Raw genomic sequence first — 12,799 nt, forward strand, 5'->3', positions numbered from 1 at the left:
CGGGCAGCACCGCCCGTATCGTGTTTCACCCCCACACGTCCCCCACCCGCGGGTGGTTGGCGACGTCGTTTCACTCTTTCGTGACGAGGAGAACTATCCATGTCATCCCCTGCTCCGTCCGCTGCGGGTGCGGCAACCGCCCCGAAGCCGATTGAGGCTAAGCAGCTGCACCACCCCGGCCGCTGGATCGCCGCCGCCATCCTGCTCGCACTAGCCACCCTGTTCATCATCAATGCCGCCACCAACGAGGCGTACCACTGGGACACCTACCGGGCGTACCTGTTTGATACACGCGTGGCGACGGCCGCCCTGCACACCCTCGAGCTGACGGTCCTCGCCATGCTGCTGGGCGTGGTGCTCGGCGCACTGCTCGCGGTGCTGCGCATGTCGCCGAACCCGGTGTTGCGGGCCGTCGCCTGGACGTACCTGTGGGTGTTCCGCGGCACCCCGGTGTATGTGCAGCTGGTGTTCTGGGGCCTCATGTCGTCCCTCTACCAGTCGATTAACGTCGGCTTCGCCGAGATCGACATCCAGCAGTTCCTGGAAAACACCTTCATCCTCGCGGCCCTGGGTTTGGGTCTCAACGAGTCGGCCTATATGGCGGAAATCGTCCGCGCCGGCATCCAGGCCGTCCCGGAGGGCCAGACGGAAGCCTCCAAGGCGCTGGGCATGTCGTGGTGGCAGACGATGCGCCGCACGGTGCTGCCGCAGGCGATGCGCATCATCATCCCGCCGACGGGCAACGAACTCATCAGCATGCTGAAGACGACCTCCCTGGCGGTGGCGGTGCCGTATACCGCGGAGCTGTACGGCCGCAGCATGGATATCGCCAACAACTTGTTCCTGCCGGTGCCGATGCTGCTCGTGGCGGCCACCTGGTACCTGGTGGTCACCAGCATCCTCATGGTGGGCCAGTTCTACCTGGAGCGCTACTTCTCCAAGGGTGCGACCCGGCAGCTGACCGCCCGCCAGTTGGCGGCGCTCGCCGACGCTGAGGGCAAGCCCCCGGCGAACGTGACCGTCACCGACGAGCGCGTCTAGCGCACGCACACTTTTTACAATCCCATCCTCTTTTTCGCCCCACCCCTCAACGTTCGAGGGGGCGCGGCCGGCACGCACTCGTGTCAGCCGCAGCCACCGCCACCAGCAGAGTCGTGTGGCCGTGTGGCACTGCGACACCGCCCACCTGTCGGGTGGGGCACCCCAACGAAGGAAGAACCACGTCTGTCATGACTGATTTGATGATTGACTGCCAGAAGGTGTGCAAGAACTTCGGGCACCTTGAGGTGCTCAAGGGCATTGACCTGCAGGTGCCCCGCGGCACCGTCACCTGCCTCATTGGCCCGTCTGGTTCCGGTAAGTCCACGCTGCTGCGCTGCGTGAACCACCTGGAGAAGATCAACGCCGGGCGGCTGTATGTCGACGGTGAGCTCATCGGCTACCGGGAGAAGGACGGTATCCTCTACGAGATTTCCGCCAAGGATGCCGCCAAGCAGCGCGCCGACATCGGCATGGTGTTCCAGAGTTTCAACCTGTTCCCCCACCGCACGGTGCTGGAGAACATCATCGAGGCGCCGGTGCACGTGAAGAAGCAGCCGGCGGAGAAGGCGAAGGCCCGCGCCATGGAGCTGCTGGAGCAGGTCGGTTTGGCGCACAAGGCGGACGCCTACCCGGTGCAGCTGTCCGGCGGACAGCAGCAGCGTGTAGCGATCGCCCGCGCGGTGGCGATGGAGCCGAAGCTGATGCTCTTCGATGAGCCGACCTCGGCCCTGGACCCGGAGCTCGTAGGTGAGGTGCTCGGTGTCATGCGGGGCCTGGCCGATGAGGGCATGACGATGCTGGTCGTCACCCACGAGATTGGTTTCGCCCGCGAGGTCGCCGACCAGGTGGCGTTCATGGATGGCGGCGTCGTCGTCGAGGTCGGCCCCCCGGAGCAGGTCATCGACAACCCGCAGCACGCCCGCACCCAGGAGTTCCTCTCCAGCCTGCTCTAAGCAACACAGCCGCACGGATATCCCCCACTGGTGCCCGCCCGTTCACCTCTCCCAGGTGCCGGGGCGGGCACCAGTGTTTTCACCCCACCCCACGGGCCTAAAGACGCGCCACGGCCCTGCCGCGCGCACTCTCGCAACTAGCCCAGAATTCCGATGAGTCCGTGGAGGAGCGCACTGATGGCGCCCGCGATCGCCACCGTCAACGCCAGCACCCGCGCTTTGTCTCTGGGCACTCGCCGCGCCAGCCTGCCACCGGCAAACACCCCAAGGGTCAAGCCGGCGACGCCAGCCGCCCACACCGGCCACGGGGTATCCGTCACATGGCCCGCGCCCACGAGTGTCTTCATCGCGACGGACAGGAACCCGGTGACGATAAACAGCGGCTGGAGGGTCGCCGCGAAGCGGTGATGCTCCCACCGGGAGGCCTGCGCGTAAACCGTGATCACCGGGCCGGCAATCGCGGCGAGAGTATTCGTGAACCCGCCGACAACACCGGCGAGCATCGCCCACGCGTTGCTGGTCACGCGCGGCACCCAGCGCTGCCCAAACGTCGTCACGCTAAGCGCGATTAGCAGCGTCAACCCCACCAGCACCTGCAACCCCGACTTATCAATGCGGGTAATCAGCAGCGCCGCGGGGAGACTGCCCAGCACCATCACCGGTGCGATAAGCGCGAACTTCCCCCAGTCGACATCCCGCCGCGCCGCCCACGTGGTGCTCACCGCGGTGAACACGGCCAGCACGTTGACGATGAGCACACCGTCGACGGGGCCGATCACCACCGACAAAATCGTGGCCGCAATGAGCCCGAGCCCCATGCCGGCGACGCGTTGCAGGCCTGCACCCACAGCCACCACGATGAACACGATCGGCACCAGCCACAGCGATGTCAGAGCAAGCACATGCACTCCCCTTGTCTTCGGTCACCCCGCTACTGCGGGGGCGTTATCCGCGCAGTTTCGCCGCGATGGCCTGCACGACGTTGTCGGGCAGGATCCCTGACACGTCGCCCCCGTAGCGGGCGACCTCTTTACACAGAGTGGAAGAAATGTACCCGTACTTCGGGTCGGTGAGTAGGAAGAAGGTATCCAGCCCGCTGAGCCGCTTGTTCATCTGCGCCATGGGGAGCTCGTACTCGTAGTCGAGCCCACTGCGCAGCCCCTTGATGAGCGCGGTCACGCCGTGGGCGGTGGTGTAGTCCACGAGCAGCCCGGACCAGGAGTCGCAGGTGACGTTCGGCAGGTGGGCGGTCGCCCCACTGATGAGTTCGAGTCGTTCCTCGATGGTGAACATGCCCTGCTTGTTGGGGTTGTGGGTGACCAGGACAGTGACCTCGTCGAATTGGGCGGCGGCGCGCTCGAAGACGTCGAGGTGGCCCATGGTGACGGGGTCAAAGGATCCGGGGCAGACGACTCGCATGGCGGGCACGTGCCTTTCTGGGAACGAAAAATCGGTCGATGGGTGGTTTCAGGCTAGCAGCCACCCCACCCGCAGGTGGCGTGGCTAGGCGCGCGCGGGGTCGAGTTCGGCGTGGTAGACGGCCATGTCCATTCGGGCGATGCCGTAGGTGCGCTTCTTCAGCTTTTGGGTGGTGGGCACGAGGCAGTCGGGCCAGTCGGTCTCCGGGGAGTCGCGGTGGCGTTCCACGACGACGGCCGCGCCGTCTGTGAGCGCCGGCAGGATGGCGCGCACCATCTCGGCGACGGCCTCGTCGGCCAGCTCATAGGGCGGGTCGGCGAGCACCATGGTGAAGGTGTCGCGGGGCGCGGTGGCGACGTAGCTGGAGGCTTTCATCTCCACCACGTGGACGTCCGGGTGGCCGACGACGCGGGCATTGTCGCGGATGATCTGGCAGGCCTTCGGGTTGTCGTCGACGAGGACGACACGGTCGGCGCCGCGGCTGGCGGCCTCCAGGCCGAGCGCCCCGGAGCCGGCGAACAGGTCGAGGACGACGGCACCGTGGAAACCGAAGCGCACCTGCAGGGAGCTGAACAAGCCTTCGCGGGCGCGGTCGCTGGTGGGCCGGGTGCCGGCGGGCGGCACGCTGATTTTGCGGCCGCGCGCCTCGCCGGAAATGATGCGGGTCTGACCCATGGGGTGTGCGTTCCTCTCCGAAGGGGGGTGGGGTGCGAAGACGATTGACTGGGGGGATACGCCCTAGGCTTCGATCTCGAGCAAAGGGTCGCCGCCCTGGACGTCGTCGAAATCTGTGGCGAGGTGTCGGGTGACGGTGCCGGGCCCGGGCGCTGGGAGTGCGGCTTCGAGTTTGACGGATTCCACCATGGCCACAACGTCCCCGGTCTCAACGGGGGTGCCGGGGGCCACGAGGTAGTGGACGATGCCGGCGAACGGCGCGCAGATTCTCATGCGGTTAACTGTAGCGGGTGCTCCCCCACCGCGCCCGCAGGGGTCCGTGGGGTGGCGTGTGCAGCCACCACCCACCACGCATGCACCTGGACTTATGATTTTTCGATGTATTCCTGGGCTGCCACATCGACGTCGCTGACGAGCTGCTCCGCCAGCGCGCGATCCCGCGCGACAAGAGCGTCGGCGTCCGCCGCGGCGCGCGCAATGAGCGCCGCATCGTCGACGAGGCTGAGCAGCTTCACGCGTTTCATCGACCCGGATTGGGCGGTGCCGAGCACATCCCCCTCCTCACGGGTCCGCAGGTCGATCTCCGCGAGCTGGAAGCCGTCCGTGGTGCCGGCCACCGCCTCGAGACGCGCGTAGCCGGGGGTGTCGGGCGCGCTCGTGGTGTGCAGCAGGCACAGCCCCGGCAGCCCACCACGGCCCACACGCCCCCGCAGCTGGTGCAGCTGGCTCACACCGAAGCTGTCAGCTTCCCGGATGTACATCACGGTGGCGTTTGCGACGTCGATGCCGACTTCGATGACGGTGGTGGACACCAAAATGTCCGTCGCCCCTGTGGCAAAGGCATGCATGGCGGCATCCTTGTCCTCGGCACTCATCCGCCCGTGGATAATGTCCACGGTGTAGCCGCTCAAGGGGTGCTGCGGGTCCGTGAGCTGTTCGTAGAGGGCGAGCACCCCGCCCTCGCCTTCGATGCGGGGGCAGACGATGTACGCCTGGTGGCCGGCGTCGATCTCTTCGGCGATGCGGGCGTCGGCGCGCGCCACCCACGCCGGCTTGCTGTCCGGAACGACGGCCGTGCTGATAGGCCTCCGCCCGCCGGGCAGCTCCCGCAGGGTGGAGGTCGCGAGATCCCCGAAGGTCGTCATGGCGATGGTGCGGGGAATTGGTGTGGCCGTCATGACCAGCAGGTGCGGGGTGAGGCCTGCAGGCCCGGCAGCGCGCAGCGCGTCGCGCTGCTCCACACCGAAGCGGTGCTGCTCATCAACAACAGCCAGCCCCAGGTCAAAGAACTCCACATGCTCTTGGATGAGGGCGTGCGTGCCGATAATGATCTGCGCCTCCCCGGAGACGATGTCGAGCAGTGCCTGCCGGCGCGCGGCCGCCGAGAGCGACCCGGTGAGCAGCACGACCCGCGCCTCAATTCCGGCGGATGCCAGGGTGGCGCGGATGCTGTGGGCGTGCTGCGTGGCAAGCACCTCCGTCGGCGCGAGCAGCGCGGCCTGCCGGCCGGAGTCGAGCACCTGGCACATCGCCAACAGCGCCAGGATCGTTTTCCCGGAGCCAACCTCCCCCTGCAGCAGCCGGTTCATCGGCACCGGCCGCGCCAAGTCCCGCGCGATCGTGGCGGCGACGTCTTTCTGCCCGGCGGTCAGCTCAAAGGGCAACCCCGCCAGCAGCTGCGCCCGCAGCCCTGCGCGCCGCCGGGGGTTGGGTGCGGCGTGGGCGGCGTCGGCGTCGGCCCGGCGCAGCGCCATGACGAGGGCGAGGCTTAAGGCTTCGTTGTATTTGATGCGGGTGATGAAGGGTTCGGGTCCGCGGTGGTCGGGTTGGTGGATGCCGCGGAGGGCGTCGTCGAAGCTGACCATGTCCGCGGGTGGGATGTCGAGGGGTTCGGGGATGGGGGGAAGGTGGTGGAGGACGGCGTCGACGGCGCCGAGGATGGCCCAGGAGGTGGTGCCTTTGCGGGCGGGGTAGACGGGGAGGTAGTCGAGGCTGCCGAGGAGTTCTTCGAGTTCTTCTGGGCTGCCGAAGGCGGTGAGGTGGCGCAGGTTGCCGTTGGCGTAGGCTTTTCGGGTTTTACCGCCGCGGCCTGCGGTGTCTGTGTCCCCGGGAAGGAGGACGTAGGAGGGGTGGGAGATCTGGACGTCGCCGTTGAACGACTTGGCTTTCCCGGAGAACATGGCGCGGACCCCGGGCACGAGTTGGCGGGAGGGGAGCTTGGCTTGGAAGAAGGTGGCGGGGATCTGGTTGTTGCCGTCGGCGATGACGATGCGGTGCATGCGTTTGCCGCTGGCGGTGTAGGAGGTTTTTGCCCAGATGACTTCGCCGACGCAGGTGACGGTGTCGCCGTCGTCGGCGGCGTCGATGTTGACGCCTTGGCCGTGGTGGGAGTAGCCGCGGGGGTAGTGCTCGAGCAGGGCGCTGATGGTGGTGGCGCCGAGGGCTTTGCGCAGGCTGGTGGCCACGGTGGCGGGGATGATGCCCGTGAGGTTGGTGTCGTTGACGTAGCCAAGCATGGTTATTCGACTCCGATGCTCATGCGGGCGGTGATGCCGTCGGCGGGATAGCAGACGACGTCGATGGGGCGGCCGCAGGTGTCTTCGATGCGTGCCGCGAGTGTGTGGGGGTCGATGGGGTCGGTGTGGCGGTGGAGGACGGTGAGCATTTCTCCCCCGCTGGCGAGCATGGTGCAGGCGGCGGCGAGGAGGCAGTCGTGGGCGGTGTCTGCGGCGGCGAGGACGCGGCTGGAGCTGGTGGCGATGTAGTCGCCGGCGGCCCAGGCAGCGTGGGTGGACAGGCCGGCGTGGGTGGCGGGGGTGATGTCGGCGGTGCGGACGGCGCTGGCGGCTTCGCTCATGGCGAAGGTGTCGACGGCGAGTGGTTGGGTGGGGTCGTGGACGGCGAGGGCGGCGAGTCCGGCGAGGAGGTGTTCGGTGTGGACGATGGCGAGGTGTTTGCCGGTGGCGTGGGCGGTGAGTTCTGCGCTGACCATGTGGGTGCGGGTGGCGTGGCCGTTGGGCAGGAGGATGATTTCTTGGGCGCCGTGGCTGTGGATGGCGTGGCTGAAGTCGGCGACGATGTCGTCGGCGCCGATGGTGGTGGCGTGTGCCTGCTGGTAGAGCTCGGCGAGGGGGCCGGTGGGGACGACGGCGACGATGAGCCGGGTGGGGCCGGCGATGATGGGGGCGGGTGGGAGGATTTCGATGCGCAGGTCGCTGACGGTGCCCATGCGGTAGAGGGCGGCGATGGTGTCGCCGGCGTGGTGGGGGGCGACGTGGATGTGGATGGTGGAGGCTGTATCGCCTGCGGGGGCGACGATGAGGCTGTCGCCGAGGACGCCGAGCGCGGTGCGGACTGCGGGGATGTCGGCGTCCTCGAGGTAGCACATGATCTCGAGCTGGTGCTCCCCCGCCACGGCCGCGTGGTGCATGCCGGAGACCGTGGCCGCGGCGCCGCCCGTGGCGCTGATGTCGGTGTGTGCCTCCGGGCGCTCGGGGTGCGTGGCGTCGGCCTGCGAGCCTTCTCCTTGCGTCGCGGCAGCATCCGCGGGCTGGGTGAGCGCGTGGCGGGTGGGCTGCGGCGCGCCGGTGACGGTGTCCAGGAGAGCGTCCATGAGGAACACGAATCCCTGCCCGCCGGCATCGACCACGCCCGCCGCCCGCAGGGTGGGCAGCTGGCTCGGGGTGAGTGCCAGCGCCTCGCGGGCTTGCCGGGTCGCGGCGCGCACCACGTCGACCAGCGGCATGTCTGGGGCGGTGTCGAGGGCATGGTTGGCGGCGGTGGCGGTTGCCCGCAGCACCGTGATGACGGTGCCTTCCACGGGCTGGGTGATGGCCTCGTCGACCATGCGGGATGCCCGCGTCAACGCCGCCGCGATGGCGTGGGCGTCGACGGGCCCGGTGGCGGCAGCTTCCGCCAGCCCCCGCAGCACCTGGGAGAGTACTACCCCGGAGTTGCCGCGCGCGCCGCGCACCGCACCCCGGGCGAGCGCCTCGGCGACCTGGCGGGCGCTGGGGTTGCCTGCGGCGTACTGTCCTGCTTCAGCGAGCGCGGACTCCATGGTGTACGCCATGTTCGACCCGGTGTCTGAGTCGGGCACGGGGAACACGTTGAGGGCGTTGATGTCGGCGCGCCGCGCGCGCAGCGCATCCACGGCCCGCTCGGCCCAGCTGTAGAGGGTGCGGCCATCGAGTTCCACCGGCAAAGACATGCTGGCAATTTTAACGCGTGTGGGTGCTACCCCACTCGATGGGCGAGTGCCCCCTGTGGATAAGTGCCGCGTTGGCGGCGCTGAACGGCCGGGAGCCGAAGAATCCGCGGCGGGCCGACAGTGGTGAGGGGTGCGCGCTGGCGATGATGTGGGCCTCGGGCAGCAGCTGCGCGTACTTCCTCGCGTGGGCGCCCCACAGGATGGCTACGAGGTCAGCCCCGTGGTGCGCGCCGAGGGCGGCGACTGTGGCGGTGGTGACCTCCTGCCAGCCGCTGCGAGCGTGCGCGCCGGCGGCGTGCGGTTCCACTGTCAGCGTCGTGTTGAGCAGCATGACGCCTTGCTCCGCCCAGCCGCTTAAGTCCCCGTCTTCCGGTGTCGGGCATCCGATGTCCTCGTGCAGCTCGGTGAAGATGTTGGCGAGGCTGCGCGGCACACTTCCACTGTCGGGGGCGGTGCTAAACGCGAGCCCCATGGCGTGCCCCGGGGTGGGATAGGGGTCTTGGCCCAGGATCAGCACCCGGACCTCGTCCAGGGGTGTCTGGTAGGCCCGCCAAATATCACTGTGGTGTGGCAGGAAGCCGGGCCCGGTGGAGGCGCACTCGGCAAGCATCGCGTTGAGCTCGTCGATCTGGGCCTGCAGGGGTGTGAGCACGGGCCGCCAGCTGGGGTGCACGGGCATCTGCCCTTCAGCATCGTGCAGGGGGCCGAAAGGACCGAAGGGCCCCCGGTCGCCGCCGGCGGACTGTGGTTGCGGCGGGCAGGCACCGACCTCGGCGAGGGTGAACAGCCCGTCCTCAGCCGGCGCCGCACCAGCGCTCGAGTGACGCGACGCAGGCTGCTGCGCTGCAGGGGGACGCGGGGTCATCTCACACCACCTAAAAACAGTGCACGCCTGCGGGCGCAGGCAACACATGGACACAGGAACACGGGACACACACGCAGCACTCACCGCACACCGCTGAGCGGGCGGCCGCTGGCGTGTCGGGCTAGGACGGCTGGTCGAAGGCGGCCCAGCCGCCATCGTAGGCGGGGTCCTCCCCGTCGACACTGACGGGCAGGTGGCCGCGCTGCTTGTGGACGCGGCCGATGGTGCGGAAACCACTGGGCGGCTCGAAACTCGTCGTCGCCAGCAGCGTGTGGTCTTCCCCGCCGGCCAGCACCCAGGACCAGGGGTCCACCCCCAGGAGTTCGCCTGCCTCCACGAGTTGCGGGCTCGGGGCGATCGCGTCGGCGAACAGGTCGATCCGCACCCCACTGGCGCGGGCGATGGCGGTCAGGTCATGCACGAGCCCGTCGGAGTTGTCCGTCATGCTCGTCGCCCCCGTCGCACGGGCCACGAGCCCCCGGCCGGGGGTGAGTTCCGGGTCTTGCTGGGCGCGTGCGAGCGACTGCAGGGAGGCGGGAATGTTGTCCCGCCCCAGCCGGGATAACAGCTCCAGGCCGGCTGCGGCGTGCCCGATGTGCCCGGCGGCGACGAGTGCCTGCCCGGGGCGGGCCCCCTGCAGTGTCAGCGGCGGCCGGTCGCCGCCGATGAGCCCGATGGCGGTGACCGCGATCGTCAGCGTCGTGGAGGCGGTGACGTCCCCGCCGACGAGTTCGGCGGAATAGTCCCGCAGCCGGGAGTTCATCCCCCGCGCCAGATCCTCCACCGCAGCCACCGGGGTATCCGGGGGCGCGGCCAGTGCGAGCACGGCGGCGATGGGGCGCGCACCCATCGCCTCAATGTCGGCGAAGTTTTGGGTGATCGCTTTCCTGCCGACCTGGTAGGCGGTGGAGTAGTCGGGGTGGAAATGCCGCCCGCACACCAACGCGTCGGTGGCGACGACGGTGCGGGAATTCGGGGCGGGGGCCGCCAGGACGGCCGCGTCGTCGCCGTTGCGCCCAGAGGGGGCGTGGAGGCGGATCGCGTGAATGGTGGCGTGTTCGCCGGCGTCCCCCAGGGTCAGCCCCGGGTACTGGCTGCTGCTGAACGTCGCGGGGGCGGCGGGGGTGGGCGCGGTTGTCTCGGCTGTGTGGGACACAAGGTTGTACTGTAATTGACCCCGCCGCATCCCACACCACATACCGCACCGTTACCCAACCGCCCCCACGAGCGCCCACCACAGGCACCCCACCTCACCGGAGAAAAGACGCGCGTTAAGCTATGGGCATTATGACGCCCCCGGATTCGCCGCACACCCCCGACCACGACGCAGAAAACACCACCGGCCCCACCACAGCTCCCGGACACGCCGCCGCTGCGGGCCTCCACTCCTCCGGTAGTGCTGCGGCGGCAGCCGACGCGGTGGCCGTCAGCGAATTTGAACGCCGCGTGCGCGTCCCGATGCTCCTCGCGCTGGGCCTTTCGCTGTTGCTGGTCGCGGGTGTGCTCGTCGGCGCGAAGGTGGTCTACAACCGTGCCGCCCACCAGCCGGTGAGCCTCTCGCCAGTGGCGGCTCCCGACGCCGACTCGCCGGAGTGCAGCGCCCTGTTGGACCGCCTGCCGCAGAAACTGGCGGGCCTGCGGGGCTTCCAGCGCGCGGACATCGCTGACCCGGCACCGGCGGGCGCTGCTGTGTGGTCGAAGGACTCGCAGACGATGGTGAGTCTGCGCTGCGGGGTCAGTGTGCCCGGCCAATACACGGTGGCATCGCGACCGACGACCGTCGAGGGGGTTGCGTGGCTGCAGGTAGGCGACGACACCCCGGGCAGCGATTTGGCGTCCTGGTACTCGGTCAATACCCAGCCGGTGGTGGCGGTGACCGCCACCCGGAATGACGACCCCACCACGGCGCTCAGCGCGGCACTCGCCCCGCTGCCGCAGGTACAGCGCACCCCAGCCCCGCTGCCGCTCGTCGCGCTTACGGCGGACCCGGAACACCCCCAGGATGCGACGAGGGACGTGTGCGCCCCACTGCTGCAGGCCCTGCCGGACCACCTCGGGGAGGACTACACCCGCGCCTCTTCGGACGTAGCGACCCGCCTCGAGGTGCCGGAGTCCACGGCGCTGTACACCGCGGATGCCGGGGAGCCGGTCGTCGTGCGCTGCGGGGTGGCATTCCCCGCCGAGTACGAGGCGGGCGCCCGCCTCGACGAGGTCAACGGGGTGCCGTGGTTGACGTCCACCACCCTGGCGAACGGCACCACCGCAGGCACGTTTTTCGCCCTCGGTTTTGACCGGGTGGTCGCGGTGAGCACGCCCCGCGCCGTCGGCGGCACCGCGATCGCGAGTGTCTCCGAGGCAATCACCGCGAACCTCACGCCGACGAGCGTGCAGTAGCCGCCCCGTGAATCCACCCCACGACCTCACACGACATAGCTCGACGCCCGGCACAGGTTCCTCTGCGCCGGGCGTCGTCGTCAGTGGCCGTTAGTCCTTCGGCCCGTGGGTGACCAGGGCGCGCTCGATGAGCAGGCCCAGCAGGTCGGCGTAGTCGATGCCGGAGGCGGCGAACACCTGCGGGTACATGGAGATCGGGGTGAAGCCCGGCATCGTGTTGATCTCGTTGAGGACGGGGCCCGCGGCCGTCATAAAGAAGTCGACACGGGCGATGCCCTCACAGTTCAGGGCGTGGAAAGCCTCGACCGCGAGGGAGCGGATGTGCTCAATGTGGTGCTCCGGCAGGGGTGCCGGAATGTGGGCGGCGACCACATCTTCGAGGTATTTGGTGTCGAAGCCGTAGAAGCCCTCCTCGGAGGCGTCGGTGCCGACGAGCTGCGCCGGGACGGAGGCCACGACCTCGCCGGTGGGCTTTTGCAGCACACCGACCTCAATCTCGGCGCCGAGGATCTCGGATTCGACGATGACCTTGTGGTCGTGTTCGCGGGCCAGGTTCACGGCCTGGGGGAAGTCCTCCCAGGAGCTCACCTTGGAAATACCGATCGAGGAGCCGCCGCAGGCAGGTTTGACGAACACCGGCAGGCCCAGCAGGTCTTTTTCCGCCTCGGTGAGTTCGGTGCGGCCCCGCATAACAACGTCCACCCCGATGGGCAGGCCTTCGGCCTGGAAGAGCTTCTTCGTCGCTTCCTTGTCCTGCCCCGCCGCAGAAGACAGCACCCCGGTGCCGACGTAGGGCACCCCGGAGAGTTCGAACAGGCCCTGGATGGTGCCGTCCTCACCGAAGCGGCCGTGGAGCACGGGGAAAATCACGTCCGCGGTGGCGTAGAGTTCGCCCACCTGCGGGCCGTCCGCGTAGCGGAACTCGCCCTTGTGGGCGGGGTCGATCGCAAGGGTCAGCGCCTGGCCACCGGTGACGGTGGGCAGGGTGCGGCCGTCGATGCGCAGGCGCTCCGGGTTGTGTTCCCCCACGACCCAGGTGCCGTCCTGGGTAATACCGACGGGGATGACGTGGTAGCGCTCGGGGTCGAGGTGGCTCATGATGGCGCCGGCGGACACGCAGGAGACGCTGTGTTCGGAGGAGCGGCCGCCGTAGACCACGGCGACGTGAATGCGATCGGTGTTTTTCACGCGGGTCATTGTACCCGCTCGGCCACCCCCGCCCGACAGGCGCACCTCAGCCGC

12 protein-coding genes are annotated in these 12,799 nt (G+C 68.7%); 3 read left to right on the forward strand and 9 right to left on the reverse strand.

Features of this window, described 5'->3' with window-relative positions; all coding sequences use genetic code 11:
- Nucleotides 1-99 precede the first annotated feature (99 nt).
- Nucleotides 100-1,041, forward strand: a complete 942-nt coding sequence (locus C1Y63_RS07385) for an amino acid ABC transporter permease (protein ID WP_106015821.1) — start codon at nt 100-102, stop codon at nt 1,039-1,041.
- Nucleotides 1,042-1,229: 188 nt separating this feature from the next.
- The gene (locus C1Y63_RS07390; RefSeq protein ID WP_106015822.1) at nt 1,230-1,994 is read left to right on the forward strand and encodes an amino acid ABC transporter ATP-binding protein; all 765 of its coding nucleotides are present in this window, start codon (nt 1,230-1,232) and stop codon (nt 1,992-1,994) included.
- 137 nt (nt 1,995-2,131) lie between these two features.
- Here the strand turns inward: C1Y63_RS07390 and C1Y63_RS07395 are convergent, their stop codons facing one another.
- The 8 genes from C1Y63_RS07395 to C1Y63_RS07430 form a co-directional block, all read right to left on the reverse strand.
- The gene (locus C1Y63_RS07395; protein WP_255414067.1) at nt 2,132-2,896 is read right to left on the reverse strand and encodes a sulfite exporter TauE/SafE family protein; all 765 of its coding nucleotides are present in this window, start codon (nt 2,894-2,896) and stop codon (nt 2,132-2,134) included.
- A 43-nt stretch (nt 2,897-2,939) separates the two neighbouring features.
- On the reverse strand, nt 2,940-3,413 hold the full coding sequence (gene coaD, locus C1Y63_RS07400; RefSeq protein ID WP_106015823.1) for a pantetheine-phosphate adenylyltransferase: 474 nt from the start codon (nt 3,411-3,413) through the stop codon (nt 2,940-2,942).
- Between the two features lie 84 nt (nt 3,414-3,497).
- A complete protein-coding gene (gene rsmD, locus C1Y63_RS07405; protein ID WP_106015824.1) occupies nt 3,498-4,088 on the reverse strand; it encodes a 16S rRNA (guanine(966)-N(2))-methyltransferase RsmD in 591 nt (196 codons plus the stop codon).
- A gap of 63 nt (nt 4,089-4,151) precedes the next feature.
- A complete protein-coding gene (locus C1Y63_RS07410) occupies nt 4,152-4,361 on the reverse strand; it encodes a biotin/lipoyl-containing protein (RefSeq protein ID WP_106015825.1) in 210 nt (69 codons plus the stop codon).
- A gap of 92 nt (nt 4,362-4,453) precedes the next feature.
- Entirely contained in the window at nt 4,454-6,604 is a 2,151-nt protein-coding gene (locus C1Y63_RS07415) for an ATP-dependent DNA helicase RecG (RefSeq protein ID WP_106015826.1), read from the reverse strand.
- A gap of 2 nt (nt 6,605-6,606) precedes the next feature.
- A complete protein-coding gene (locus C1Y63_RS07420; protein ID WP_106015827.1) occupies nt 6,607-8,298 on the reverse strand; it encodes a DAK2 domain-containing protein in 1,692 nt (563 codons plus the stop codon).
- Between the two features lie 10 nt (nt 8,299-8,308).
- Entirely contained in the window at nt 8,309-8,977 is a 669-nt protein-coding gene (locus C1Y63_RS07425) for a uracil-DNA glycosylase (RefSeq protein ID WP_106015860.1), read from the reverse strand.
- 307 nt (nt 8,978-9,284) lie between these two features.
- Nucleotides 9,285-10,319, reverse strand: coding sequence for a thiamine-phosphate kinase (locus C1Y63_RS07430; RefSeq protein WP_255414068.1), 1,035 nt, complete (start codon nt 10,317-10,319; stop codon nt 9,285-9,287).
- Between the two features lie 122 nt (nt 10,320-10,441).
- Here C1Y63_RS07430 and C1Y63_RS07435 point away from each other — a divergent pair, with 122 nt between their 5' ends.
- Nucleotides 10,442-11,557, forward strand: a complete 1,116-nt coding sequence (locus C1Y63_RS07435; protein WP_233195635.1) for a DUF3515 domain-containing protein — start codon at nt 10,442-10,444, stop codon at nt 11,555-11,557.
- A 90-nt stretch (nt 11,558-11,647) separates the two neighbouring features.
- Here C1Y63_RS07435 and C1Y63_RS07440 read toward each other — a convergent pair whose 3' ends face one another.
- Nucleotides 11,648-12,754, reverse strand: a complete 1,107-nt coding sequence (locus C1Y63_RS07440) for a D-alanine--D-alanine ligase family protein (RefSeq protein ID WP_106015829.1) — start codon at nt 12,752-12,754, stop codon at nt 11,648-11,650.
- Nucleotides 12,755-12,799 lie beyond the last annotated feature (45 nt).

Source organism: Corynebacterium sp. 13CS0277 (genome assembly GCF_002994655.1).
Taxonomy (GTDB): domain Bacteria; phylum Actinomycetota; class Actinomycetes; order Mycobacteriales; family Mycobacteriaceae; genus Corynebacterium.